25 protein-coding genes, 1 tRNA gene and 2 pseudogenes are annotated in these 24,199 nt (G+C 64.7%); 17 read left to right on the top strand and 11 right to left on the bottom strand.

The annotated features are described in order from the left end of the window. Window positions 1–274: 274 nt before the first annotated feature. The 4 genes and pseudogenes from ACQP1V_RS00320 to ACQP1V_RS00305 all read right to left on the bottom strand — a co-directional run. Window positions 275–1,063: a hypothetical protein gene (locus ACQP1V_RS00320; RefSeq protein WP_433417576.1), complete on the bottom strand. Its 789-nt coding sequence runs from the start codon at window positions 1,061–1,063 to the stop codon at window positions 275–277. 196 nt (window positions 1,064–1,259) lie between these two features. After that, window positions 1,260–1,718 (bottom strand): annotated as a pseudogene (locus ACQP1V_RS00315) (transposase family protein); the annotation flags it as partial. Between the two features lie 114 nt (window positions 1,719–1,832). Further along, window positions 1,833–3,224, bottom strand: coding sequence for a group II intron reverse transcriptase/maturase (gene ltrA, locus ACQP1V_RS00310; RefSeq protein WP_433417573.1), 1,392 nt, complete (start codon window positions 3,222–3,224; stop codon window positions 1,833–1,835). A 672-nt stretch (window positions 3,225–3,896) separates the two neighbouring features. Beyond that, a pseudogene (locus tag ACQP1V_RS00305) lies at window positions 3,897–4,154 on the bottom strand (IS5/IS1182 family transposase); the annotation flags it as partial. A 245-nt stretch (window positions 4,155–4,399) separates the two neighbouring features. Here ACQP1V_RS00305 and ACQP1V_RS00300 point away from each other — a divergent pair. Next, on the top strand, window positions 4,400–4,774 hold the full coding sequence (locus tag ACQP1V_RS00300; RefSeq protein ID WP_433417571.1) for a hypothetical protein: 375 nt from the start codon (window positions 4,400–4,402) through the stop codon (window positions 4,772–4,774). 606 nt (window positions 4,775–5,380) lie between these two features. Then, window positions 5,381–5,962 (top strand): N-acetyltransferase family protein, encoded by a 582-nt coding sequence (locus ACQP1V_RS00295; RefSeq protein WP_433417568.1) that lies wholly within the window; start codon window positions 5,381–5,383, stop codon window positions 5,960–5,962. A 368-nt stretch (window positions 5,963–6,330) separates the two neighbouring features. Here ACQP1V_RS00295 and ACQP1V_RS00290 read toward each other — a convergent pair whose 3' ends face one another. Continuing rightward, entirely contained in the window at window positions 6,331–7,200 is an 870-nt protein-coding gene (locus tag ACQP1V_RS00290; RefSeq protein WP_433417566.1) for an alpha/beta fold hydrolase, read from the bottom strand. Between the two features lie 62 nt (window positions 7,201–7,262). On the opposite strand from ACQP1V_RS00290, the gene ACQP1V_RS00285 reads away from it, so the two are divergent. Together ACQP1V_RS00285 and ACQP1V_RS00280 are read left to right on the top strand one after the other, a co-directional pair. Then, window positions 7,263–7,553 (top strand): hypothetical protein, encoded by a 291-nt coding sequence (locus tag ACQP1V_RS00285; protein ID WP_433417563.1) that lies wholly within the window; start codon window positions 7,263–7,265, stop codon window positions 7,551–7,553. Window positions 7,554–7,684: 131 nt separating this feature from the next. Beyond that, window positions 7,685–8,224, top strand: coding sequence for a tyrosine-type recombinase/integrase (locus tag ACQP1V_RS00280; protein WP_433426135.1), 540 nt, complete (start codon window positions 7,685–7,687; stop codon window positions 8,222–8,224). 1,013 nt (window positions 8,225–9,237) lie between these two features. On the opposite strand, the gene ACQP1V_RS00275 is transcribed toward ACQP1V_RS00280, so the two are convergent. Continuing rightward, window positions 9,238–10,464: a sigma-70 family RNA polymerase sigma factor gene (locus ACQP1V_RS00275; protein ID WP_433417560.1), complete on the bottom strand. Its 1,227-nt coding sequence runs from the start codon at window positions 10,462–10,464 to the stop codon at window positions 9,238–9,240. A gap of 262 nt (window positions 10,465–10,726) precedes the next feature. On the opposite strand from ACQP1V_RS00275, the gene ACQP1V_RS00270 reads away from it, so the two are divergent. From ACQP1V_RS00270 to ACQP1V_RS00245, 6 genes are all read left to right on the top strand, one after another. Further along, the gene (locus ACQP1V_RS00270; RefSeq protein ID WP_433417557.1) at window positions 10,727–11,569 is read left to right on the top strand and encodes a helix-turn-helix domain-containing protein; all 843 of its coding nucleotides are present in this window, start codon (window positions 10,727–10,729) and stop codon (window positions 11,567–11,569) included. 93 nt (window positions 11,570–11,662) lie between these two features. Next, window positions 11,663–12,070 (top strand): ATP-binding protein, encoded by a 408-nt coding sequence (locus ACQP1V_RS00265; protein ID WP_433417554.1) that lies wholly within the window; start codon window positions 11,663–11,665, stop codon window positions 12,068–12,070. Then, window positions 12,067–12,339, top strand: a complete 273-nt coding sequence (locus tag ACQP1V_RS00260) for a hypothetical protein (protein ID WP_433417551.1) — start codon at window positions 12,067–12,069, stop codon at window positions 12,337–12,339. Before ACQP1V_RS00265 ends, ACQP1V_RS00260 begins: the two co-directional genes overlap by 4 nt. A 137-nt stretch (window positions 12,340–12,476) precedes the next feature. Then, window positions 12,477–13,316, top strand: coding sequence for a sigma-70 family RNA polymerase sigma factor (locus ACQP1V_RS00255; protein ID WP_433417548.1), 840 nt, complete (start codon window positions 12,477–12,479; stop codon window positions 13,314–13,316). Beyond that, complete coding sequence (locus tag ACQP1V_RS00250; protein WP_433417545.1) at window positions 13,316–14,152, top strand: protein phosphatase 2C domain-containing protein; 837 nt, start codon at window positions 13,316–13,318, stop codon at window positions 14,150–14,152. The genes ACQP1V_RS00255 and ACQP1V_RS00250 overlap by 1 nt, the downstream gene beginning before the upstream one ends. Before the next feature lie 146 nt (window positions 14,153–14,298). Then, entirely contained in the window at window positions 14,299–15,063 is a 765-nt protein-coding gene (locus ACQP1V_RS00245; protein WP_433417542.1) for a DUF5131 family protein, read from the top strand. Window positions 15,064–15,091: 28 nt separating this feature from the next. On the opposite strand, the gene ACQP1V_RS00240 is transcribed toward ACQP1V_RS00245, so the two are convergent. Then, window positions 15,092–16,198, bottom strand: coding sequence for a three-Cys-motif partner protein TcmP (locus ACQP1V_RS00240; RefSeq protein ID WP_433417539.1), 1,107 nt, complete (start codon window positions 16,196–16,198; stop codon window positions 15,092–15,094). A gap of 447 nt (window positions 16,199–16,645) precedes the next feature. Between ACQP1V_RS00240 and ACQP1V_RS00235 the strand changes: the two genes are divergently transcribed. The 7 genes from ACQP1V_RS00235 (at window position 16,646) to ACQP1V_RS00205 (ending at window position 22,492) form a co-directional block, all read left to right on the top strand. Beyond that, complete coding sequence (locus ACQP1V_RS00235; protein ID WP_433417536.1) at window positions 16,646–17,056, top strand: plasmid replication, integration and excision activator; 411 nt, start codon at window positions 16,646–16,648, stop codon at window positions 17,054–17,056. 23 nt (window positions 17,057–17,079) lie between these two features. Continuing rightward, window positions 17,080–17,328, top strand: coding sequence for a hypothetical protein (locus ACQP1V_RS00230; RefSeq protein ID WP_433417534.1), 249 nt, complete (start codon window positions 17,080–17,082; stop codon window positions 17,326–17,328). Beyond that, entirely contained in the window at window positions 17,328–17,642 is a 315-nt protein-coding gene (locus tag ACQP1V_RS00225) for a hypothetical protein (RefSeq protein WP_433417531.1), read from the top strand. The genes ACQP1V_RS00230 and ACQP1V_RS00225 overlap by 1 nt, the downstream gene beginning before the upstream one ends. A gap of 91 nt (window positions 17,643–17,733) precedes the next feature. Continuing rightward, on the top strand, window positions 17,734–19,308 hold the full coding sequence (locus tag ACQP1V_RS00220) for an FtsK/SpoIIIE domain-containing protein (protein ID WP_433417528.1): 1,575 nt from the start codon (window positions 17,734–17,736) through the stop codon (window positions 19,306–19,308). Between the two features lie 213 nt (window positions 19,309–19,521). Beyond that, window positions 19,522–21,099, top strand: coding sequence for a replication initiator (locus ACQP1V_RS00215; RefSeq protein ID WP_433426133.1), 1,578 nt, complete (start codon window positions 19,522–19,524; stop codon window positions 21,097–21,099). Beyond that, window positions 21,096–21,344, top strand: coding sequence for an excisionase family DNA-binding protein (locus ACQP1V_RS00210; protein ID WP_433417525.1), 249 nt, complete (start codon window positions 21,096–21,098; stop codon window positions 21,342–21,344). The genes ACQP1V_RS00215 and ACQP1V_RS00210 overlap by 4 nt, the downstream gene beginning before the upstream one ends. Beyond that, window positions 21,344–22,492, top strand: coding sequence for a tyrosine-type recombinase/integrase (locus tag ACQP1V_RS00205; RefSeq protein ID WP_433417522.1), 1,149 nt, complete (start codon window positions 21,344–21,346; stop codon window positions 22,490–22,492). Before ACQP1V_RS00210 ends, ACQP1V_RS00205 begins: the two co-directional genes overlap by 1 nt. Before the next feature lie 52 nt (window positions 22,493–22,544). Here ACQP1V_RS00205 and ACQP1V_RS00200 read toward each other — a convergent pair. The 4 genes from ACQP1V_RS00200 to ACQP1V_RS00185 all read right to left on the bottom strand — a co-directional run bounded on the left by ACQP1V_RS00200 (window position 22,545) and on the right by ACQP1V_RS00185 (window position 24,196). Beyond that, a tRNA-Ala gene (locus ACQP1V_RS00200) sits at window positions 22,545–22,617 on the bottom strand. 16 nt (window positions 22,618–22,633) lie between these two features. Next, window positions 22,634–23,356, bottom strand: a complete 723-nt coding sequence (locus tag ACQP1V_RS00195; RefSeq protein WP_433417519.1) for an HAD family hydrolase — start codon at window positions 23,354–23,356, stop codon at window positions 22,634–22,636. Between the two features lie 39 nt (window positions 23,357–23,395). After that, the gene (locus ACQP1V_RS00190; RefSeq protein ID WP_211264163.1) at window positions 23,396–23,515 is read right to left on the bottom strand and encodes a DLW-39 family protein; all 120 of its coding nucleotides are present in this window, start codon (window positions 23,513–23,515) and stop codon (window positions 23,396–23,398) included. Between the two features lie 288 nt (window positions 23,516–23,803). Then, entirely contained in the window at window positions 23,804–24,196 is a 393-nt protein-coding gene (locus tag ACQP1V_RS00185; protein WP_067137504.1) for an ATP-binding protein, read from the bottom strand. Window positions 24,197–24,199 lie beyond the last annotated feature (3 nt).

Here is a 24,199-nt window from a genome sequence, read left to right as displayed (position 1 = left end):
CGCTCCTCTTGATCGAGGAAGCGGCGTTTTGGCTGGTGGAGCCTAGGAGATTCGAACTCCTGGCATCCTGTTTGCAAATCGGCCTGATCTTCAGGGAGAACAGCCGCTACCTGGGCGAGGGGCACTCCGTGAGGGACCGTGACTGCCCCCTGTTGGCCGCCCCTAATGGCACGTCGACCATCCACGACATGCTGCGATGCGCACGGCGTGCACCCCGCCCCAAACTCCACCTCGCTGATCAACGGCATTTCGCTGCGAGGTCTCGACTAAGGCGTCAGAACGGGAACTTGAGGTCCCAAACTTCCTCGGCCGGCGGCGCGGTAATGATCACTTCAGATCCCCAGCCGCTGTAGTAAATGTCTTCGCCCAGAAGATCCTTGGCGGCCCTACTGCCGATTTTGATCTTCTTGGTCGTAGTGGTCATCTGTCGCCTGATCAGACCATCGGAGCCGATCCACAAGCGCCAGCCGATCCGCTGCGCGCCCTCCTTCGCAGACATCTTGGCGCCGGGAGACGCCTGCTTGACCGTGATCACGCCGGTATAAAGCGTGGTCTTCACGCCATCAAGCTCCATGCCGGGCGCCTTGGTCTTCGCCGTGGCCAACACGGCCTTCAACGTGGCGGGGTCGAGGACGTTGAGGAGGGAGTAGTTTCGAGCGGCGACAGTGCCTTTGGGCCAGGTGGTCCGTGCCCAGACCTTGCCGTCAGGCAGGCGGTCGTCGTAGGCGCCGGAGATGTAGGTCTTGTTGCCAATGGCGATTGAGCGGGTGGGGCCCTCGCTCGTTCCGACGAAGATGTCTTTCGCTTTGTTCTCGACTTTGGCCTGACCGGCGAGATCGAAGGTGATCACTCCAGACGCGTCGAAGCCCAGGTCACCGGTATGCCGGAATTTGATCGATGCTCCACCCTGGTCCGTCTTCCAGACACTGGAGATCTGTACACCCTGATTGAGGACGAGGTGCTTTTTGAGTATGGCGACTGGATCCGTGACCGCATGGGCGGGGGTCACAACCCCCAGTACAGACAACACAACAATCGCCAAGCTGGCGACAAGACGCTTCACAGGCCCTCCCTGTCAGATGAGCCCAGTCTGCGCACGAAAGATCACAGTGAAGTTGCGAGTACTGAAGGGATCCCCAAACGATCGAGGCTGACGAACGACGCCCCGGACCGTCGATCGCCCCGAGACTTGTACGCGAGAAGCGATCGGATTAGAAGTGGATCGCCGTTTCTGAACCCGATAACGCACTGAGCCATTGTCAGTAACTGAAGATGACGTTGTGTGATGCCGACATGGTCCAGTTGTGCTCGTGGTTGAGCAGGACGAGCGCCGCCTGAGTGATCTTCCCGATGCGCCAGGGGTCGAGGCTCACCCGACGCAGGGCCTTGAACGTGACCGTGAGCAGGGCGTTCGCCCGCTCACCGACGCCTCGCAGCCCGCGGAGCAGCTTGTTGTAGGCGTGCTGGTCGTGGCCGAGCTTGGGCTGACCGGCCTTCTTCTTGACAGGGACAGGGACGCGTACGACGCCGGCGGCGCCTTCATAACCCAGGTCGGCCAGGGTCGGCAAGTCAGCCCGGACAGCGGTAAGGGCTGTGACTACGCCGTGTCGGCGGGCACAGGTCATGTCGTGCTCGCGGCCCGGCCGCACATCCGACACCCATAACGGCCAGCCGTCCGGGGCAGAGATGACCTGGACATTCCCGCCATGATGCTTATGCGTCGAGTCGGCCTGGGACGCGGTGTCGGCGTTGCCGCCGGTCCGTTTCCCCAGGCCGCTCGCCGAACCCGGCGTGCGACTCTCACCGCACCGGGCTCTCCACGGTCTCTGCCGTCAGGCGTGGTCAGGCAGGAGCCACGGGTTGGGGATCGTGTTGCCTCGGTAGCGATAGCGCGTGATCGGCACCGCTCGGAGGTCAAACAGTTCAATCCCGTCCGCCGAGGGTCTGCGCCACCGCCCCGTGGGGTCGGTGAAGCGTCGGCGCACGTCCTTCCACTTCCATCGGTGCAGCACCATCCACCAGGCCATCACCCTGCGCCAGACGAAATTCTCCAGGGCTTTGAACGTGTGGGTGCACACCGCGTGCTTGAAGTAGTTGGCCCAGCCGCGCATGATCTGGTTGAGCCTGATCAGTACGCGCCTGCGGTCCTGCTGCGACGTCCTGTTCGTCAGGGCACGGATCTTGTCCTTCAATGACCGGGTGGGCCGGTCGGCGATGAAGGTGTAGACGTACCACTTGTTCGTGCCTCGCTTGCGGCGCCACTGGATGTGGAACCCCAGGAAGTCGAACCCGTCGGTCATGGGCACCACGCGGGTCTTGTCCGGCGACAGCCGAAGACCCAGCGGAGCCAGCACCTCGGTGATGTCCTCGCGCAGGGCCTGGGCATCGGAGCGCTTTCCGTCGGTGAGGACGACGAAGTCGTCAGCGAACCGGACGATGCGCCAGTTGGCCAGGCCCTTCTTGCGTCGGTGGGCGCGTCTGCCTTGGGTGGCCATCGCCCCGCCCGGTTTCCATGGCCCGTGCAGGTACTCATCGAGCACCGTCAGGGCGATGTTGGCCAGCAGCGGGGACAAGATGCCCCCTTGCGGTGTGCCGGTGTAGGTGTCTCGGTGGCCGTCCTGGGTCATGACCCCGGCCTTGAGGAACGCCTTGACCAGCGTGAGCACCCGCTTGTCCTTGACCCGTGCGCGCACCCGGTCCATCAGACCGGAATGCGAGATGGAGTCAAAGCACGCCTCGATGTCCGCATCCAGCACCCAGCGGTAGCCCTTGGTGCCGTAGAAGTGGATCTCAGCGATTGCGTCGTGTGCTCGCCGCATGGGCCGAAACCCGTAGGAGACCGGGACGAAGTCGGCCTCGAAAATGGGTTCCAGCACCAGCTTCAACGCAGCCTGGACGACCCGGTCTGCCACGGTGGGAATACCGAGGCTTCTGACCTTCCCCGAGCCGCCCGGCTTGGGGATCTTCCGTTCCCGCACCGGCAAAGGACGGAAACTGCCGTCCTTGAGCTGAGCCCGCAGGTCGTCCAGGAACCCCGGGACACCGATCTGCTCTTCGACATGGGCGACCGTCAGGCCGTCCACGCCCGCAGTTCGGGCCCCGGTGTTACCCGCCACCCGGTCGAACGCCACGATCAGCGTCGCCGGGTCGTGCACGAGGTTGAACAGGTCGTCGAACCTGCGGCCGGGATCAGCCGCCGCCCAACGGTGAAGCTTGGCCTGCATCTCCGATACCCGCCGGCGTGGCCCCATCGGCACCGCCTCCGGCCAGGCGCCGGTATTCACCGGCGCGTCTTTCGGCATTACAGCATCCGCCTTTCTCGATACCGCTGCCGTCCTTCGCCATGTGACCGGCTCTCCCGACCTCGGACTACTACGACGGCTCCGCCCCGTCCCGATCCGATCGGCCGACGATGAGCCCAGCCCTTGACGCCACGCAGGAGGCGCGGCCCAAGGCCAGGATCGGAACGGTTCCCGTGTTCACTTGTTGATCGCTTGACGAGTGAGGAGCCCGGCTATACCCCCGCGGCCTCTCCACGGCTACCCCGCAGCACTTCACCGTGGCCTCCCTGAACGGACCGAAAAGACTGGTCAGAGAGTTCCCCGCGCGCGGAAAAACGGCGGGGACCTACCGCTCCCGGCCCATATCCGTCAGGTTGGAGCCGGTCTGGTGTTAGGAGGCGTAAATGCCGGTTCCTCGCGTACTCCTTCTCATCTCGCTAGCCGGACCCGCCCCATCTGACGGTGCTGACACGTCCCGGCGTTGTCAGGGCCGCTTGCCACCCTCCCCGGCACCTCCCGGATCAGGCTGCCCTCAGCTTCGATCACCCTGCTGCGACAGGGCATCGGTGCAGGTCTTCCACCTCCACTCGATCAACAAGCGCTTCACGGCGCACTTCCCGACCACCAGAGATCGGCGCCATGGGGACCGGGAGTGCTGACCCGGTCAGTGGCGATCACGATGCCGTCGAGTTTGACGTGCGTGAGGCCTGCATTCTTGGCGGCTTCCAGGGCTTGGCGTAGGTCAGGTGCCATGGAAGCGAGAACGTCGATGCCCTTGTGCAGGTAGCGGTAGGCGGTCGTGCCGCTGATGCCGTGATCGATCGCGAGCTGCTTGATCCGGGTGTTGTCCAGAAACCAGCGCAGGATGAGCATCTGGCCGGGAGGCGAATGCTGACTTCCTGCTCGCAAAACGGCCTGATCATTCGCGGAAACAGCCCTGACCTCGACGGCGAGCCCTCTGTGATTGACCTCTGGTCACCCCCCTTAATGGCGCGCTAGGGGCACGGCGATCAAACGCCCGGCCTGCTCTTCCCATGCGGATCGCGCATCTCCCCCTGCCTGATCGTTCCGGAGCCGGAGTGTCCCCGCCGAAGGATCATCTTTTGTACGATCGATAAGTGCGTGATCAAGAAACGGGCGGGATCTCAGTTCGCCGGCGGATCGTGCCCGCTGTCGCGCTCGTGGTCATAGACGGCTTCCTTCTGCTGCTGGCAGGGTGGGTCATACAGCGGACCAAGAACCGAGGGGTTCTGTGCGATGGGGCCAGCGTCTGGTGCTGGGGTGGTGATCCGACTCCTGCGGAGTGGCTGGGGGAAATGAACTTTGTTTCCACCGTTGCCTATACCTCCTACGGAGTTGTGGCCTCGGTTCTGGTGGTGAGTATCGCTGTGACATGGTGGCGTCGCCGCCGAGACCTCGCCTTGGTGCAGTTCTTGGCTCTCATAGTGGTTGCCTTTTTCGCCGACACTTTTGAGCCATACACGCCAGTGTGACGTAGGAGCGGAGCGGCCGGCGCAGTCCGAGGGACCCATAGGGGCCGCGTAGCGGTTGGGCCGGTGGTCGAAGCGGCCATGAGCGACGGCGTGGCCCACGGACGGCGAGTGCTGTGGCGTGCGGCGCGGCGTTGGTGCGGCGGGCGGCCCTGAGTCCCGCCGCCGTTCGGGACCGGCGCCCACGCCGCACGCCCGGACGGCGGGGCGGGCGGCGGGCCATGCGGCGGCGCGCCGCCGCATTGACTCCCTCGCACGAGGACAACTCAAGAGCGGATCGGGCACGCAGCGGGCACGGAAGCCGAAGAAGGCCGAAATAAAGATCAAAGCCCAGGCGGGGGAAACCACCCCTCACCTGGGCTTTTATATGAGTGGAGCCTAGGAGATTCGAACTCCTGACATCCTGCTTGCAAATCGGCCTGATCACCAGGAGAAACGGCCGTGAGCCGGAGGAGCGGGGTCCGCGAGTGACCATGAATACCCTCTGTTGACCGCCCTTAATGGCACGCTAATGGCACAGCCTGCCCATGGCGCACGCCATACATCCGGGCCCCAGCTGGTGATACGGCGACTGCATCCACCGATCATAGGTTCTTGTAAAGTCCGCTCATGATCAGAGCTGCCGCAATGAGCGACTCACCCGCCATCGGGCGTCTCAAGGTCCGCGCCTGGCGTTCGGCATACGCAGGCTTCATGCCGGAAACGTTCCTCGACGCCCTGGACGCGGCCGCGGACGCCGCGGACTGGGCAGAGTATCTGGCGGCCATGCCTCAGGAACACCGGCTGTGGGTGGTCGAGCACGACGGAACCATCATCGGTTTCTGCCGCACCGGACCGGCGGACGACGATACTGACCTAGGGGCCAGCGGCGCGGAGGTTTACGGCCTGTACATCGAACCGGATCTCATCGGCACGGGCCTCGGTCGCGAACTGTTCACCTACGCCCTCACCGATCTCGAAACCCGAGGCCACGACCCGATATGTGTCTACGCCTATACCCCCAACACCACCGCGCTGAGGTTCTACGAGAAGGCCGGATTCACCAAGGACGGCGTCACCCGCCTCGACGAAGAGGACGGCACAGGCGTACCGGAGGCACGCCTTGTCAAACGTGCGGGTGCAATCCAGCGCGTGACCGGTACAGAAAGCGTGCCGCCCTCCGCATCCTCGGGGACCGGTGGGCTGGGCTGAGGAACGAAGCCCGGACCTTCGATCGCCCTCAACCCCGAACGGCGACCAGCCACAGCGCGATCGGACCCTACATGCATGTGATGGCCGACCCATAGCTCAGCCACAGCGGCGGGGTAAATCCGACGTCGTCGGCTCTTCGGCCGTAGCCTGCATGTGCCGTTGCAGGCAAAGGCGAATGGGAAAGTTCGTATCAGCTTGCTAACTCCCTTCACGGGGATGAGCCGGTTCGAGTTCGGCAGCCTGCGGCGGCGCGCCTTTGGGCGGCGGGGGCAAATTGGTACGGCGGGCGCTGTCCTCGGCGCGACCACCGGGAAACGAGTCGGCTTCACCGCTGAATCAACAGGATGAAGGCGAGGCTCGGAACAGTTTCACGAAGTGGTCGGCTCGCTGGTGAGCGCCGGGCGGACCTTGGTGAGCATCAGGTCGAGGAACCGGTCAGGGTGGCGGAAGGAGGCGAAGTGGCTTGCGTCCTCGATGAGCGCGAAGTCCTTGACCGGGGCGGTGACGTCGTCGAAGAACCGCCTGGCCGACTCGGGCGGGGTGATCACGTCCTGCTCGCCCTGGAAGATGAAGAACGGGATCTCGAACACGGTGCCCTCGGCCCATTCGTCGATCGTCACGGACTCGGGCGCGACGCGTTCGGAGAAGGTCATGGCCTTCATGTAGGCGCGCAGCTCGCGCAGGGAGTGCAGCGGCGAGGTCAGCAGTGAGCCGATCACCACGGTCTTGATGGTGTCGAAGGTGAGCGGGTCGGAGCCGACGAGGTGCTTGTTGTACTGCGACCAGGTCTCGATGTCCCAGGCGGATTTGTCCGGGCCCATCGCGGTGACGGCGGCCAGTTCCTTGTGCTTGCCCGCCCTGCCGAGCCGGTCCACCAGCGCGCGGTAGGCGGTGTGGTCGCGGCCGCCAGCGTTGATGTTCTGGTCGGTGCCGACGTAGGCGGAGTACCGCCCGGGGTGGTTGCGGGCCAGGCGCAGCCCGAGGAAGGAACCGAAGGAGTTGGCGACCAGCAGGACCTTTTCAACGCCGAGCCGGGCGCGGACGTGGTCGGTCACCTCCAGGGCGTCGCGCTGTAGCCGCTCCAGGCTCATCTCGCCCTGCCCGTCCGGGCCGCCGTGGCCGAAGGTCTTGCCGGCGCCGCGCATGTCCCACCGCACGATGGTGAAGTGCCGCTCCCAGGCGCGGGTGCGGTGGGTGTAGATGAGGTTGGTGGCGCCGGGGCCGCCGTGGCCGAACACCCTGACCTGTCAGCCGCAGGCCCCGGCTGGCGGCCCCGGATCGCAGCGTGGGCCCACCGGCAGTGGGCGGTCTACCAGGCCCACCTCTGGCTGCTCGCGGCCACCTGGTCGCCGGACACGTACGCAACCAAGCCCAGCAACTGGCCGACTTCGACGAAGACCACAACCAGGAGTGGGGCCACCTGACCGGCGAACTGCTCAACCGCGACGCCGCCCGCTTCCCCGCCCTGACCACCGCGATCGCCGAAGGCGCGTTCGCGCCCACGGGGCTTGATCCCCTCGACTTCGGCCTTGACCGCATCCTCGACGGAGTCCAGGTACTCATCGATCGGGCCGAGGACACCTCATCGTGAAACGAAACGATCCATCATCTGCAACGCGGAGGGGCTATCGCGGCCGCTGAGCGTCACCGCGCTTGAAAGATCGCTAAAAGCGATCATGGGCACCTTCTCACGCTGCGGGCCGCAGTGCGGCCTCTGTGATCATGGGGCCGCCTCTCGGTGTCCCTAGCCTGGGTGAGCCGGGCCACCAGCGCCTGGCAGGCGCTGCGGTCGCGACTCACCCTGGCGGGGAGCTGGGAGTCCCCCTAGACAGTTGGGGTAGGACCGAGCTATGGGTCAGCATCCCCTCGGCGATCATTCTGGCGCTGTCCGAACATCTCGCCGAGTTCGTCGACGAGGCGGAGGACGCGTTCGTCTTTCTCGGCAAGCGGAGCGCGTTCCTGCGCGGTGACAACTTCCGGCGCGAGGCCAAGTGGGCGAACGCGCTCAAGGAGATGGGCGTCTCCGGCCTGCACTTCCACGACCTTCGGCATACCGGCAACACGCTCGCCGCCCAGTCAGGCGCCAGCCTCGCCGACCTCAAGGCTCGGATGGGGCATGACAGCGACCGGGCGGCGCTGATCTACCAGCACGCGACCCGCGACGCTGACCAGAAGATCGCCGATGCGCTGAGCGCCCGAGTCGAGGCCGAGCGGAAGAACGACGAAGAGGAAGCGGCCGATGTGCCGGTCTCCAAGGGTTAATGGCCCGCTAATGGCACGAACGCCGCTTCCCTTGATCGGGAAAGCGGCGTTTTGGCTGGTGGAGCCTAGGAGATTCGAACTCCTGACATCCTGCTTGCAAAGACGTATGCCGATCTTGCTTGACCTGCGTCCTTGCTGGTGGGGCTACTGATCGCGCTTCCCGTGAGTCCCCGCCATTCCCCCTTGATCGCCGCCCCATCGGGCACGCAACGGGCACGGCGACCTCCGCTCCACGTCACCCTAGTGTTCGGTGAGCCGGGGCTGAGGGACGAAGCCCCGGACCGTCGATCGCCCCCAGCCATATGCGGCGACCAGCCACCGCATGGCGATCGTGAGGGCTGTGCCACACGCCCCTTCCAAAGGACGCGAGGTGACAGCCCCACAGCGATGATCTACGAAGCAGAGGTTAGGACTGTGACCGAGCCAAGAAGTTAGCAATGGTCAGTGCGAGGGTCATGAAGCCCCCGAAGCCACCCGCGCCGACAAGCACCGCGAGTGCGGTGGGAGTCCCCCCGACCCAGGCCAGAGTCCCCCCGACAATGCCGACAACGAAACTCGCGGTGGCGATGATCGCCACCCAAAGACCCTGGCTACTACCCATTCGTTCTCCTCGTGTCGTGGCAGGACGAAGTCGTAATCCTGCCGAACGGCACACCGGACACCGATTGCTCTTGGGCGTGGGCGCTGGTTAGTCTGCACGTGTAGGCACAGGTACTTAGCGCCTGGATCCAAGCTTTGGCTCCGGTGTTTCTTACCTCTGGGATGGCTCGGAAGCGCTGGTACCGGTTCCGAGCCATCCGGGTCTTTCTCCCTGCCGCCCCCAGCAGAGAGGCAGCCACCACAACATCTAGTAGAGATGAGCGTATCGACCGCTAGATGTTGGGGTAAACACTAGGAATGTCGCGCCCCGAACGCAACCGGGCGCGCTCCGCTTCCTTGACCCCTTGGCGCCTCTGGCATGTCAACGCCTTTGGCTTGCCGTGGAACTGCTGACCGGGTCAATCGACGCCAGGTCATGGCACTCCGAAGTACTCCGCCGCCTTCTTGCGGATTCGTGCCAGGCGCTTGGAGACCGGGCTGTGGTTCTTGTAGCCCAGGATGCTGGCGATTTCACCAATCCTCGTGACACCGCTATGCAGCACAACGACGACCTGCCGCTCGCGCTCATCCAGCAGAGCGAGGAAGTCGGAGAACACGAGGCTGTCCTCCACCTCGACCTCAGGCCCCTGCACGGGGATGGTGTCGGTCAGTTCGACGAACCGGACCTTGACCTTAGAACGCTTGTGGTACAGCTTGCGCTCGAAATCCTCGCGGGCGTATGACCAGTGCTCGGAGAAGTCATCTTCGACGCGGTTCGAACGCACAGCATCGAGAATGCCTCGCAACCGGCCGTCAGCATCAGCCTGATCCACTGTCAGCCTTACGACTTCAGCCGCGTCTGCTTCCCCTCGCCATAGGTCTGAGCCCACACGAGGGCTAGCGGCCGCCGCACCCTCAAGCACCGTTCCGTCCTCCAGATGTACGGCGTCTTCGGCGACAGTGGCATCCACCACCCCAAGACCGCGAAGGATTTCTTGAATGACGGCAGTCACAGGCGGAAGCCAAAAGTCTAGGTTGTGCGCCAGAAGCCGGATCGGGTCAGACTTAGAGAAGGCTCGCTGCGGTGAGCCTGGCATGAGGTGCCGCCACACGGCCCACGCCCACGCGCGAGATAGGCGGTCTTCGAAGTCTGCTGGGAGATAGCGGTCAACGGGGACCGTGTCCATGAGAAACGGCCATTGACCAGCTCGTATCAACGGCAGGCCATGCCGCTCCACGGCTGAGCGTGACAGTAGGTGGAACAGAGGGGAGTACTCGTAGTACCGAGTGACCGTTCTGGGCACGAATACGACATTCACATCGCCACGATCGGCGATCTCGCGCATCACATCTGGGAGATCATCATCCGAGAAGAAGCGGCGCCTGAACTGGGCGGCTTCCCACAGGAGGTTCCACTTAGCCATGGCCAGTGGCACGTCCCATCGCCCTTCACCGACGCTAGCGCTGGCATCAGACAGAGGAAGAGTGACGTACTCAGGCGGGGCGGGCACATGCGGACGAACGATCCTCTTGTATATGAAGCCCGCAGAGCGGTTCCATGCTCTCGGGTACTCGTCCGCGGTAACTGATTCGGGAGCAAGTAAATCCTCGCGGTGGAATGCCTCGATCTCTTCAGCAGTGGGTTCGTGATCGTCCTTCATCGGCGGCCCCGATCGGTGAGTCGTGTCAGTCACATCTACCTCACGACGGTTAGTGCCGTTTTCGTTCCGCTACTGACTGGAAAATTTGAAAGATGCGGCCCGAGTGCGGCCCCGGCCGTGACCGGCCCCCAGGCCGCATGCGCGGCCGGGGTCCGCGACGCGGGGCCGTGCGGCGGCGCGGAGCGCCGCCGCCTTGATCCCTAAAAGCTCAATTCGGCAATGATCGGCCGGGCTGTCTACGTCCGGTGGTAGACCGTTGGTCATGGAGGATCGGCGGGATCGGTTGCGGGAGCTGGGTGAGCTGCTGCGGCGGCTGCGTAAGGATGCGGGGCTGACCGGTAAGGACCTGGCGCAGCGGGCCGGGGTGGTGCAGCCGACGATCTCTCGGATGGAGACCGGACGACTTCTTCCGAGCCCCGAGGTGGTTGAGCGGGTTTCCACTGCCCTCGATCTTGACGAGGAATCGCGTCACGAGTTGGACGCACTGCTCATGCGCCTTCGTGATGAGGTGTCGCACATCAAGAGTGGGCTTGCTGGCCGGGAAGCAGCCAACGCCGCACGAGTCCGGTCGGCTCGCTGGATGGCCCTATTCTCCTCGGCAATGATTCCACCACTGTTGCAGACAGCGGAGTATGCCCGGCTTGCCCTGGCGATCGGCCGAGACGTGGAAGCGGAGGACGCAGCCAAGGCCGCGGCTGTTCGGGTCGATTCTCAGGCTGTACTGTTCGAGCCTGGTCGGAAGTTCGCGTTCGTGCTGACGGAGGGTGCGGTGCGGACGTGGCCAGGATCGCCGTCGTTAATGCTGGCTCAGGTCGACCGGCTCACCCAGGTGTCCACGCTTCCGCATGTAAGGCTGGGCGTTGTGCCGTGGAGCGTGGAAGCGCCGGCCTTTCCTCTCCACGGGTTCACGATCTTCGATGGTTCGGTGAGCGTGGTCGAGAGCCTGACCGGTGATCTCACCCTGACCGACGCCGGGGAGATCGACACTCACACCGACGTCTTCGAGGCGTTCGCGGCTGCTGCCGTGTACGGGGATGCCCTGAGGGACCTTCTGGGGCAGATCGGGGCGGATTACCGGGCGCTGGCCAACGAGTCCCCGAGTTAAGGAATTTATTCCGCTGATTCCTTGAGCGACTTCTAGCGTTGGTCATACGCTGCCGATGTGGATGTATAGCCCCCTATACAACGGAGATGGCCCATGTCAGGCTGGCGAATGTCCCGTCATTTCCTCGGCTCCCCCGCCTCGATCACCGAAGCCCGCCGCTTCGTCACCACGTTCTTGAGGGGCTGGCCGTCCCTGGAGTCGGCCGAACTCATCGTGAGCGAACTGGCCACCAACGCCGTACGGCACTCGGCCAGCGGCCGATTCGGTGGGCTGTTCATCGTCACGATCCGCGTCAACCACCGGCGATTGTGGCTCGGCGTCGCCGACGAGGGCGGCCCCCGATCCCCGGAACTGCTCCCCGCCTACGAAGAGGCCGAAGGAGGGCGCGGCCTGATGCTCGTCTCCACCCTCGCCACCGGCTGGGGCGTCCTGGGCGACCACAACGGCCGCACCGTGTGGGCCGTCCTCGACCCCGCCCCGGCCATGGCGGCCGACAGATGAGCGACTGCATCGCCCCTCACCTTTCCTTGCCGCAACCCAACTGCCGCGAGCTGAAATGGTTCGAGTTCGTATCCGGCGACCGGTGCCGGGTGGTGGCGTGGACGTGTGACTGCACGGCCAGGTTCTACGAGCTGTACGAGATGGCCGGCGTCGGATTCATCCGCCGCACCATCCAGAGAACTCCGATCTCGATCGTCGAGACGAACCGCTGGCCGCTCCGGCAGGCCCATGAGGTCTGGGCGGACATCATGGCCGGACGGGCGAGATGAGCCCGCGAGGTGTCCCCAACCGGCGCTCCGCCATACGGGCAACGAATCCCAAAACGGGTGAAGTTATATCGTCTAGGGGGATCGACGGCATTCTGTCCAGGGGTCTAGACTCGGCGGAGTTCAACCCTGGGGGAGCAATGCCACCGAGCGACCTTGAGCGCATAGCCGCCATCGACGATCCGTACCTGCTGCTGCGGACCGCCACCGAACGCCTCAACGCCGCTCAGCAAGAGGTCACCGAGCTCGCCCGGCTACGCCGCCGCGTGATCCAAGAGCTGCACGCGCAAGGCATGTCTTATGCGCAAATCGCCCAGGCGGCCGGGCTCACCCGTGGCCGTATCCACCAGATCCGCCACACCGGCCCGGCACCTGAGGGCGCGTTCCTCGGCACCGGCACCATCACCCTGGCCACGCCGCTCAAGCGCGAGGCCACCAACGCCCGGCCTGTGGTCGCGATGGAAGACGTCGCGGCGGCCAAACGGCTGGAAGACTTGGCCCGCGGCTTCGGCCTGTCGATGGAACTCGAACACGTCCCCCTCGGCGGCGAGATCGACCTCAACCGGCCCAACCTCATCGTGATCTGCGGCCCCAAGCTCTCCCCCATCATGGGGGCGCTGTACGAGACCGATCCCGTGTTGGAGTGGGTCAAGGACGGCGCCTGGACGCTCCGCGACACCCGTACCGGCACGACCTATCGGTCCGGCTCCGACAGCGACCCGGCCCGGCCGGTCGACTACGCGTACCTGGGGCGGCTGCCCCGGCCGGACGGCAAGGGCAACGTCCTGGTCTTCACCGGCATCCACCCGCAAGGCACCCTCGGCGTGGTGCAGCTCATCACCACCGAGATCGCCACCCTGTGGGGCCAAGCCGGGGACGGGCGCTTCTCCACCGTGGTCGGTGTCGAATACGACCCGCAGACGGGGGAACCGGTCACAGCGGAACTCGCCAGTCCGCTCTACCGCCACGAGGACACCTGATGCGCGTCACCTTCGCCACCCAACCCGCATCCCCCGACCGGCCCAACGAAGACTTCATCGCCGCCACACCGGACGCCGTTGTTCTCCTGGATGGCGCGGGTACGCCTGCGGGTTCGGAATCCGGCTGCTCCCACGGGGTGGCCTGGTACGCGCGAACCCTCGGCTCAAAACTGATCGCGTCCCTGACGCAAAGCGCCGGCTCCTTGACGGAGATCTTGGCTGAAGGCATCAAGGCCACCACGTCTCTGCATGACTTCACCTGCGACGTGAACCACCCCGGCTCCCCCTCGGCCACCGTCGTCATGCTCCGCCGTACCGGTGACGATCTGGAGTATCTCGTCTTGGCCGACTCTGTCCTTGTGCTCGACGTGATCGGCGTGGATGAGCCGATGGTCATCACCGATGATCGGGAAGGACAAGTTGGTAAGCGCTACCGGACGGCCATGGATGCGCTGGGCTCCGGCACTCCCGATCACACCGCCGCTCTGCGTGAGTACGTGGAGGCCATGCGGGCGCACCGCAACCGGGACGGCGGATTCTGGGTCGCCTCATCCGACCCCCTCGCCGCAGAACAGGCTCTCACCGGCGCGGTTCCCGCTGACCAGATTCGCGCGGCGGCGCTCCTCAGCGATGGCGCATCCCGCCCCGTCGACCGCTTCCACCTCGCCACCTGGCGGCAAGTCCTCGACATCCTCGCCCAGCACGGCCCCTCCGAACTCATTCGCCAAGTTCGCGATGCCGAACACTCCGATCCTGCCGGGAAGCGCTGGCCACGAGGCAAGGCCTTTGATGACGCTTCGGCGGCGCTGGCATCACCGTTGCAGCCGCTGCAGTAACGATTCACCTGATCTCGGAGCTAGGTAGCGATACCGTTACACACACTTATCGCAAAACTATCGAATGTGCGTTCGATCCGAGTTACGATTGCTATCACCTGGGGTGTTTGCTTCCGGCGGAGGCCCTTGACGAGGAAGGAACAGTGATGGGTGACCGTAGCTCTATCGAATGGACCGAGGCTACGTGGAACCCAACAACGGGATGTGACCGCTTCTCGCGAGGTTGTGACAACTGTTACGCCCTGGCACTGGCTAAGCGGTTGAAGGCTATGGGACAACCTCGATATCAGCGCGACGGAGATGCGCGTACCTCAGGCCCGGGCTTTGGTGTAACCCTTCACGAGGACCTGTTAGACCTTCCGAAGCGATGGCGGCGGCCACGTCTCGTGTTCGTTAACTCCATGAGCGACTTATTTCATGCTCAGGTTCCGTTGGAGTTCGTCGCCCGTGTGTTTCGAACCATGGAGGAAACTCCACAACACACCTATCAAATACTCACGAAGCGGGCAAGGCGCCTGCGTCGCGTGGCACACCATCTGGATTGGCCGGACAATGCGTGGATGGGCGTCAGTGTGGAAGACATCGACTCTATCGATCGCATTGACGATCTGAGGCAGGTCCCAGCCGCGATCCGATTCCTGTCATGCGAGCCCTTGCTTGGACCTCTGGGCAATTTGGATCTTTCAGGAATATCGTGGGTCATCGTCGGCGGAGAGAGTGGACCAAATTTCCGCCCCATGGATCCTCAGTGGGTCAAAGATATACGCGACCAGTGTCTCGACGCAGGAGTCCCGTTCTTTTTCAAGCAGTGGGGGGGCAGGACGCCAAAGGCGCAAGGCCGCATTCTAGACGGTCGCACCTGGGATGAAATGCCAGAAATTTCGGAGTCGCTACTTTCATTGAGCACGTAAGTAACGACTCCCACCCCCCGGTGCGCCACTATGCGTTCGGGAAATAAACAGTAGTTCCGGCAGGAAATCCGTGCTTCCCCGGCCGACGAACTTGAATGGTTCCCTCTTTTTCCAACGGAGACAGCACAGGCTTGCGTAGATGCGACTTCTTGTAAGGAGTCTGGATGATCGTAAACCTTTCCAGCTCCTCTATGGCAACCGTCCTGCCTGAGAAGGTGGTGAGGATCGCATCACGGAGTGGCCGGACATCAAGCATGTCCTCGATGAAGAGGACGGTCTGCCCAGCGAGTCGATCTGAAAAGCGGTAGTCACCTCCCGGATCTAGCTTCCACATCGCGTCCTTCATTAGTTCTAGGCCCTTGACGTCACGGGTGCCATAGAACAGGTAGTAGCCGATATGCCCTGTCTTGTTGATCATCCCGAATGATTGGACGAAAGAGAATCCGCAGACGGATTTGAGCTGATTCTCGTAAAGATCGTGGAGGAACTGTTGCCGCGACTGTCCATTAGCGGGATTTGCAGCTTCCTTGTATCGATCGGTTCCGAACAGCTCCGTAAGATGATGATCGACGTTTCCCGCTCCCGCGAAGCGATTCACAGAGTCGACCATGTAATTTACGAAGAGCTCGCAACGAGGCGAGGCTAGCAGATCTCTAAGAAGCTCGATGGGTAGCCCGGAAATTCCAAAGGGATCCACGAATGCGAAAGTAGGGGCAAGCGCCTTCCGATGCCTCTTTAGATCTTCCACGATATTGGATGCAGCCTCCTGGAAAGGCTTATCCAGGAGTATCACCTTGACATGCCGCGGCCATGGCGCGCGTTCATTCATCAGAGCCTTCACTTCAGACTGAAGGCTCTCGAACCTATCAGGCTTCGGCTCACAAAAGACGAACAGAAATTCCGATTTCATCTTGGGAAAAAATGAATGATCAAGGAGGGTGGTCAGCGCGATGATAGGTGATCCCGGCTCCCCATTCTCGTAGCGGCCGGGGCCGGCGAATCCGTCGAGGAAGACAACGCGTCCGTTGTACGTAGAGAGGACAGGAAACCATCCACCGAGGTAGCTGCGCAGGATCTCGTGCTTGGCCTTGGTGTGAGGGTCGAGCTCCCAGTGCGTAGTCTTCGGGCTGGCCATATCTCCCCTTTATGTATGCGTCGAATAATCCAGGCAATCCGCCTGCTTTCGGACCATGGTAGCTAGCCTTTCCGCGTTTTCCATCCAGCCAAGTTCGGATATGCGACACCAGAAGGGATACTCGACAATAAATCTGACAATTGGGCCTCCAATTTGCACTTGCGGAACACGGTAATGTCCCTATCATCCTATCTATTTGGCATTTCTTGATCGTTTTCCTGCCACACCTCACCGTTGTTGACCCCGAGCGGACCATTGGCCGATTAATTTCGAAACGGCCCAGCCGAAGGCAGGCCGAAACTACGCCACTCCAACCTGTCGACCCCCCTAGACAGTCGGGGTAGGACGGAGCTATCGTCATCCGCATAGCCCCCTAGACAGTTCTCGCACAGAGCGAGACACAAGCCGAAGTGTCTAGGGGGGTCGACAGAAGAGGAGGTGTGCGACATGGCTCTACAGGGACCGATCCCGGTCACGTTCGACATGGTGTTTCCGCACGGCTGCTACGTCGTGGGGGAGGTCGAGGCGGTCAAGGACTTCGACGCCTCGACCAACGGCCGCTTCGTCCAGGCGCGCGACAAGCAGACGAGGGAACTGGTCTGGCAGGTCGCGGTGATGGACGCGGACCCGACGCTCAAGCCGTCACAGAAGACGGTGGCGGTCAAGATCCTCGCCGCGGTGCAGCCCATTCCGCCCGCCGCCGTGCCGGGAGTGCCGTTCACGCCGGTCGAATTCGACGGGGTGAGCGTCACACCGTACGTCAACAGCAACACCAACCGGCTGGCGTACTCGATCCGAGTCCGCGAGATGCGCGGCGTTCGGGCGGGCAAGGCCGCGGGCGCGAAGGACGCGGCGTGATGGGGCGGCGGACGGCTCACCCGGTGAGCACGATCAGCCTCAAGACGGGCCCGGGCGCTTCGGCGGTCAACCACCCGTACCCGCAGCGCTCCCCGGTGCTGGGGCTGGTCTTCGGCGGAGTTCAGGTGCTCGTCACCACCTCGGCCGCCGACCACGTCACGGCGGAGGACGTGGAGTTCGCGCGATGCCTGGCGCGTGAGGCGGCCTCGTTCGCCCGGTCGGTGGAGCGCATGTTCCACGGCCTGCCGGACGGTCGGGGGGTGGCGGCCTGATGAAGCGCACCCCTTACACCTACGTGACGATGTCGATCGATCCGGACAAACCGCCCCGGTTCGCGGTCTCGTTCTACACGCCGGATCTGCGGGTGGGGGCCTCGGTGCTGGACTCCGGGCGGCCGTACCTGTCGATCGAGTCCAACGAGGCGGACATCGCGGTCTCGACCAGCGGGGCCGGGCCGGTAACCACGGCCGATGTCGACATCGCCCGGCAGATCTTCAACGCCGCCGCGCGCTACCTGGCCGACTGCGAGCGCCTGCACGACGAGCAGCCGTCGACCACATCTCGGGCCTCCGGTGAGGCGGCCTGAGAGATGAAGCGGGGCCGCTGGAAGCGGCAACTTCCGGCGGCCCCTCAGATCTCCCACACGCGCGAATGCTTGAGAGAGGAAACCAAGCCTAATGTTCCGAAAGCTGCCCGGAGACGAGGCGCGCAACCTCGTCTCCACCACACCCGACACCGCCGTCGTCTTCCGCCCGGCCGTCGTCCGTACCCCCGCGTTCGTCACGATCGTGATTTGGCTGTCCCGCCTGGTCGCGAGCCTCGTCCGGCTGCTCTGGCGGCACCCGATCGCCGTCGCCGTCCCGACCGTGCCCGGCGTGATCTGGACGCTGTACGGCTGGCGTCTCGCCCTGGTCGTCGTCGGCCTTGTCGCCCTGGCGGGTCTGTCGTGGGCGTCGCTTCACCGGTTCTCGTTTCTGCGGCTAGTCGGCTGGCGGCTGCTGGCCTTCTGGCGGCGTGTCTGGATCTACCGGCGTCACTGGCAACCCGTGATGATCGTCTCCGGGCTCGGTCGGCACTTACGCGGCCGGGACTACCTGCCCCGGCTGGTGCGGGTCGAGTGCGACGGCTGGGCCGACCTCGTCACCGTGCGCATGCTGAACGGGCAGGCGGTCAAGGACTGGGCCGACCGTACCGACCAGCTCGCTCACGGCTTCGGTTCCCGAAGCTGCCTCGTCTCCATCGCTCGGGCTGGGCGGCTCGTGCTGACCTTCCCGCGTCGTGACCCGCTGGCCGTGCCTCTGCCTGCGGTACCGATCCCTGAGGTGGTCTCGGTGGGGCCGGTCGAGATCGGCGCTCGGGAGGACGGCGCCCCGTACCGGCTCAAGGTCCACGGCACCCATGTGCTGATCGCGGGCGCGACCGGGGCCGGCAAGGGTTCCTTCCTGTGGTCGACGATCCGCGGGCTGCTGCCTGCGCTGCGGGCGGGCCTGGTCGAGCTGTGGGCGCTGGACCCGAAGCTGATGGAGCTCTCGTTCGGCCGTGACCTCTTCACGCGGTACGCGGCCGACCCGGAACAGTGCGCCGACCTGCTCGACCAGGCGGTCATGGTCATGCAGGAACGCGCCGGACGCTTCGCCGGAGTCCAGCGCAACCACACGCCGACGGCTGCGGACCCGTTCGTCCTGGTGCTCGTCGACGAAGTCGCGTTCCTGACCGCCTACCAGTCGGACCGGGCGCTCAAGCAGCGGATCACGGCCGCGCTCGCGACGCTCACCACTCAGGGGCGGGCGGTCGGTGTCGGGGTCATGGCCGCGTTGCAGGACCCGCGCAAGGAGGTCATGAACATCCGCAACCTGTTCCCCGACAAGATCGCGCTCCGGCTCGATGAGTCCGAACAGGTCGACATGCTCCTCGGCGACGGTGCTCGTGATCGCGGTGCGCTGGCCGATCACATTTCACCGGTTCCCGAACTCGGGGCGGGCGTCGGATACGTCCGACTCGAAACTTCGCCCGACCCGGTGAGAGTGCGAGCCGCGTACGTCTCTGATGAGGACATCCGCGCCATGGTCGTGGAGTACGCACAGGCTGTGGACACTGCGCCGGTCACGGACCAGGCGGCGGTTCCGGACTCCACGCGCCGATCGTCACCCGCCCGGCTGCCCCTTCCTGCGGCCCGGTTGTGGGGGAGGTGGCCTCGTGATCCTGGCTCACCTGCTCGACGGCCTGCGTTGCTCCGGCTGCGGCGTGCTTGACGTGCTGTGGCTCGATCCGGTGCGCGGCCTGATCGAGTGCCGCGAATGCGGACAGACCGCGCTCACCTTCCCAGAGATCGGAAAGGAGGACAGTTGACCGACACCACCGACGCCAACCAGGCCGGGGGAGACCAGGTGATTTCCTCCGGCCCCACCTCCGATTCCTCAACCTCGGCCCAGCTCACCAATCGGGCCACGCCCCGTGCACTGCGTATGGCCCAGCCACTCGCTCGCGAGGTCGTCGAAGAGATCGCCAAGCAGTACGGCGTGTGCATCCGCCCCATCGCCCTCCGGCGGCTCGACACCTACACGGGCAAGGTCGAAACGATCGACGTGCCGTGCGGGGCGACCTTGGAGAGCAAGTGCCCTCCGTGCGCGAAGCGGAACCGGCAGCTTCGGATGGCCCAGTGCCGGGAGGGTTGGCACCTCGACCACGAGCCGGTCAACACCCCCGATGAGGCCGACGACTATCAGCGCTACCTCGTCGAACTCCGGGCCGATGCCCAGGCTTGGCGGGATGAGGCGGAAAAGGCCGGCGACGACACCACCGACCTGGACGCGACGATAGGCGACCTGGACGACGAGATTAACCGGGCCGGGATGCGCGGCACGGTCCTCGGCCGTACGACGGGGAAGCGGTCTCGTTCGACCCGTCGGCGGCAGGACGCCCCGGACCTGCCCAAGCGGACCATGAACGCCACGACGCTCGGGCGGACCTTCACCGGTGCGGACGGTAAGACGTTCCGGCCGTCGATGTTCATCACGCTCACCCTGCCCTCCTACGGGCGGGTCAGGAAGAACGGCGCACCCGTCGATCCGAGCACGTATGACTATTCGCGGGCGGCTCGGGACGCGCTGCACTTCTCCAAGCTTGTGGACCGCTTCGTACAGAACCTCCGCCGCGTGGCCGGGTTCGATGTCCAGTACTTCGCCTCGGTCGAGCCGCAGAAGCGGCTCGCGCCGCATCTGCACATGGCCGTCCGGGGCCATCTCCCCCGTGCGGAGATCAAGCAGATCGCGGCGGCCACGTACCACCAGGTGTGGTGGCCGTCCGTCGACACCGTGAGATTCGAGGGGGACCACCTGCCCGTCTGGGCGGACGGGGCCGGCTACCTCGACCCGACAACCGGTGAAGTCCTGTCCACCTGGGATGAAGCACTCGACGAACTCGACCAGGACGACGAGGCCGAACCCCTGCACGTGCTCCGCTTTGGTCCACAGCTCGACGTCCAAGGCGTCCTGGCCGGGACCACCGACGCGGACACGTGCATCCGCTACCTGTCGAAGTACCTGACCAAGTCCATCGGCGACGCGATCGACCCGGACGACTCCGCGCAACGGGAGCACGCGGAACGTCTCGGCAACACCCTCCGATATGAGCCGTGCTCACCCACCTGCCCGAACTGGCTCCGCTACGGAGTCCAGCCCAAGAACGCCAAGCCGGGCATGATCCCTGGCCGATGCCGGAGCAAGGCGCACAAGCCCGAACACCTCGGCTACGCCGGACGCCGCGTCCTGGTCTCCCGGAAGTGGTCGAACAAGACCCTCACGGAGCACAAGCACGACCGCCGTACCTGGGTGCTGGAAGCCCTCGGCCTGTCTGACGAGCCGGTCGATCCGCACCGGTACGTCTGGCGGCCGGTCAAGCCCGGTGATCCCGGCCTCGACCCCATCGGCGTGCGGCTCCTGCGCTCGGTCCACGAACGTCAGCGATGGCGCAACCACTTGCGAGAGCTCGAAGCCCAAGCAGACGGACAAGATCTTTCGGCAGTCAGAGAGGAGGCGGCATGAACAGGAGGACACAGCGGGAGGGGGCGACACTCCCGGACATCACGACGGACCGGTTGCTCACCGTCGACGAGGTGGCCGAGCGGCTCAGCACCTCCGTGCGCTTCCCTCGGCGGCTGATCGAGGAACGCCGGATCACCTTCGTCCGCATCGGACGGAACGTGCGCATTCCAGAGTCAGCGCTCAACGCCTTCATCAGGGCCGGGGTCGTCGAACCGATCGTCAAGCGGCGGGGGAGGGCTGCCTGATGGCGAAACGCCGATTCGGCCGCGTTCGGCAACTGTCCTCCGGGCGTTGGCAGGCTCGATATGCCGGGCCGGACAACGTCGACCGCCCCGCACCACAGACCTTCGATCGCAAGAAGGACGCGGAAACCTGGCTGGTCCAGAAGGAAGCGGAGATCCTCGCAGGGGACTGGCTCGACCCGGACGCCGGAAAGATCGTGTTCTTGGAGTACGCCCGGTCATGGATCGAGGAACGGCCCAACCTCCGCCCTCGAACCGTCGAGCTGTACGACTACCTGTTCCGCCTGCACCTCAAGCCAACCTTCGGAGCTCGGGCACTGGCCGACATCAAAGACGCCCACGTACGGCGCTGGCGCAAAGATCTGCTTGACAACGGCGTCAGCGCGGTCACCACCGCCAAGGCGTACCGGCTGCTCAAGGCCATCTTCAACACGGCGGTGGATGACCTGCTCGTCCGGCGAAACCCGTGCCGGATCAAGGGCGCGGGACAGGAGAAGTCACCGGAACGTCCCGTGCTGACCGTGGCCCAGGTCTACGCCCTGGCCGACGCGATCGAACCGCGGTTCCGCGCCCTGGTACTTCTCGGAACTTTCGGCAGTCTGCGATGGGGTGAGCTGACCGGCCTGCGACGGCGAGACGTCGACCTGGACGCCGGAACCGTAAGGGTCGAACGGCAACTGATCAGGATCACCGGCCAGGGCCTGGTCTTCACCGAACCCAAGTCGGCCGCCGGCAAGAGGACGGTCGTCTTCCCCGAGTTGATCGCGCAAGACCTTCGCGCGCACATCAAGGACTTCGCCCAGGACGGCGACGACGGCCTGATCTTCGTCGGACCAGATGACGGCCCCCTGTGGAACAGCAACTTCAACCGCCGTTTCTGGGGCAAGGCGCTCACCGATGCGGGCCTGGCCAAGATTCACTTTCACGATCTCCGGCACACGGGCAACACCCTCGCCGCGAACGCGGGCGCGTCGATCCGGGAGCTGATGGACCGCATGGGCCACTCCAGCACGCGCGCCGCGATGATCTATCAGCACGGTTCACACGAACGGCAACGCGAGGTGGCCGACCGGCTCGACTCCCTCGCACGAGGACAACTCAAAAGCGGATCGGGCACGCAGCGGGCACGGAAGCCGAAGAAGGCCGAATAAAGATCAAAGCCCAGGTCGGGGAAACCGTCCCCTACCTGGGCTAACGCATAAGTGGAGCCTAGGAGATTCGAACTCCTGACATCCTGCTTGCAAAGCAGGCGCTCTGCCAACTGAGCTAAGGCCCCTGGTGCTAGGGAAAGCTTACCGGGCGGAAGTGGCAGCGTGGTGCGCGCCGACCCCTTCGGTGGCGGTGAGCAGAGCGGGGAACTCCGCAACCGACTCGACGATGTGGGTGGCGCCGCCGTCGATGAGGCGCTCACGGCTGTGGCCGCCGGACAGCATCCCCGCGACGATCGAGGCGCCCGCGCGTCTGCCGGCGAGCATGTGGTTCTCCGAGTCGCCGAGAACGGCCACCTCGCGTACGTCCTCGAGGCCGGCGCGTAACAGGGCGGTGAGGATCAGATCCGGGAAGGGGCGGCCCCGTCCGGAGCAGTCCTCGGGGCAGAGGGCGAAGTCGAGCTCTCCGGCCCAGCCGAGCGTGCCCAGGACACGTCCGAGAGTGGATCGGGTGAAGCCGGTGACCAAGGCGATCTTGATCTCGGCCTCGCGGAGCTGTCGCAGCGCCTCGACGGCCTCGGGAAGCGGGAACAGCCCCGTCCGCTCGATGGCCCCCTCGTAGGCGCGCTCGAACGTGAGGTTCGCTGCCTGTGCCTGGGCCTCGTTGCCCGGGAAGATGCCGCGGAAGACGTCGATCGTCGGGCAGCCCCGGGACCTGTGCACGTGCACCATGGCGCGCGCGTACGCACCGGTCCCGGGGACGATGCCCTGGGTGGCGATCGCCTCAGCGAACGCCCTTTCCACCATCGCGATGTCGCCGATCGTGGTGCCGGCCAGGTCAAGGCAGACCAGCCGTACGGGCGTCATACCCGTTCCTTCCCCACGATCAAGGTCCACCCCCGGTGGTCAGTTCTCGCTGCCGGTGGCCTCAGTCCACAGGTCCAGCTCGGCGCGGTCCGCCTGCACCTTGCGCCAGACGAGCAGTCCCCCAAGAGCGACCAGCGCCAGAACGAGCAGCTTCTTCACGGTGTGACCCCACTTCTATGACGGTCTCACCTGCCGGGTGAGACAACGCCCGGTTCTACGGTTCCCTGCAGCCTAGCAAGGGATGGACGTTCAGCCCTGCTCACGATGGAACCGGTTGGACCTTATCCCAAGGGCCAATCGGTCCGTATGGCAGGCCGTACGATTCGCGACGAACGGTGTACTACGTGAGATTGCCCAGGTCACGGACACGCTAATCCCGGCGACACGAGCGAGGTCGGCGGCTTTTCGGACAACCATCGCCGGATCCGCCCTGAGTAAAAAACGTTCTCAGGAGACGGGGGTGGACAGGAGCACCCTCGTACCTTCGGGCCCGGTCCGGATGTTGACATCGGAGAGCCGGTGCATCAGCCAGATCCCGCGGCCGCCGAAATCGAACCGAGACAGGCGCTTGCGATGCAGCGAGCGGTCGGGGATGCCCGGCCCGCTGTCGGTGACCTCGCAGCGCAGCACGCCCGGCTCTCTCCACATGGCGATGCCCCGGGGGGCGTTGCCGTACCGGACGGCGTTGGTGACCGCCTCGTGCACGGCGAGAACGTAGTCCTCCAGCGCCATGCCGGTCAGGCCGGCGTTGCGGGCCGAGTCGGTGACCATGTGCCGGACCATTGTGATCGTGCTGCGGTCGAACTCCAGGCTCAGGAGGGTGCCCGACACCTCGTCCACCGC

This window comes from Microtetraspora malaysiensis (assembly GCF_050947145.1).
In the GTDB taxonomy this organism is placed as follows: Bacteria; Actinomycetota; Actinomycetes; order Streptosporangiales; family Streptosporangiaceae; genus Microtetraspora_A; species Microtetraspora_A malaysiensis.
The sequence above is the reverse complement of the archived record's forward strand: the minus strand, read 5'-3'. Positions and strand labels throughout refer to the sequence as shown.

Excerpts from the sequence above, each read along its gene's own strand:
- ltrA (WP_433417573.1), bottom strand. The coding sequence starts at position 3,224 with ATGCAGGCCAAGCTTCACCGTTGGGCGGCGGCTGATCCCGGCCGCAGG.
- ACQP1V_RS00295 (WP_433417568.1), top strand. The coding sequence starts at position 5,381 with ATGATCAGAGCTGCCGCAATGAGCGACTCACCCGCCATCGGGCGTCTC.
- ACQP1V_RS00280 (WP_433426135.1), top strand. The coding sequence starts at position 7,685 with ATGGGGCCGCCTCTCGGTGTCCCTAGCCTGGGTGAGCCGGGCCACCAG.
- ACQP1V_RS00275 (WP_433417560.1), bottom strand. The coding sequence starts at position 10,464 with ATGAAGGACGATCACGAACCCACTGCTGAAGAGATCGAGGCATTCCAC.
- ACQP1V_RS00270 (WP_433417557.1), top strand. The coding sequence starts at position 10,727 with ATGGAGGATCGGCGGGATCGGTTGCGGGAGCTGGGTGAGCTGCTGCGG.
- ACQP1V_RS00265 (WP_433417554.1), top strand. The coding sequence starts at position 11,663 with ATGTCAGGCTGGCGAATGTCCCGTCATTTCCTCGGCTCCCCCGCCTCG.
- ACQP1V_RS00260 (WP_433417551.1), top strand. The coding sequence starts at position 12,067 with ATGAGCGACTGCATCGCCCCTCACCTTTCCTTGCCGCAACCCAACTGC.
- ACQP1V_RS00255 (WP_433417548.1), top strand. The coding sequence starts at position 12,477 with ATGCCACCGAGCGACCTTGAGCGCATAGCCGCCATCGACGATCCGTAC.
- ACQP1V_RS00250 (WP_433417545.1), top strand. The coding sequence starts at position 13,316 with ATGCGCGTCACCTTCGCCACCCAACCCGCATCCCCCGACCGGCCCAAC.
- ACQP1V_RS00245 (WP_433417542.1), top strand. The coding sequence starts at position 14,299 with ATGGGTGACCGTAGCTCTATCGAATGGACCGAGGCTACGTGGAACCCA.
- ACQP1V_RS00240 (WP_433417539.1), bottom strand. The coding sequence starts at position 16,198 with ATGGCCAGCCCGAAGACTACGCACTGGGAGCTCGACCCTCACACCAAG.
- ACQP1V_RS00235 (WP_433417536.1), top strand. The coding sequence starts at position 16,646 with ATGGCTCTACAGGGACCGATCCCGGTCACGTTCGACATGGTGTTTCCG.
- ACQP1V_RS00225 (WP_433417531.1), top strand. The coding sequence starts at position 17,328 with ATGAAGCGCACCCCTTACACCTACGTGACGATGTCGATCGATCCGGAC.
- ACQP1V_RS00220 (WP_433417528.1), top strand. The coding sequence starts at position 17,734 with ATGTTCCGAAAGCTGCCCGGAGACGAGGCGCGCAACCTCGTCTCCACC.
- ACQP1V_RS00215 (WP_433426133.1), top strand. The coding sequence starts at position 19,522 with ATGGCCCAGCCACTCGCTCGCGAGGTCGTCGAAGAGATCGCCAAGCAG.
- ACQP1V_RS00210 (WP_433417525.1), top strand. The coding sequence starts at position 21,096 with ATGAACAGGAGGACACAGCGGGAGGGGGCGACACTCCCGGACATCACG.
- ACQP1V_RS00205 (WP_433417522.1), top strand. The coding sequence starts at position 21,344 with ATGGCGAAACGCCGATTCGGCCGCGTTCGGCAACTGTCCTCCGGGCGT.
- ACQP1V_RS00195 (WP_433417519.1), bottom strand. The coding sequence starts at position 23,356 with ATGACGCCCGTACGGCTGGTCTGCCTTGACCTGGCCGGCACCACGATC.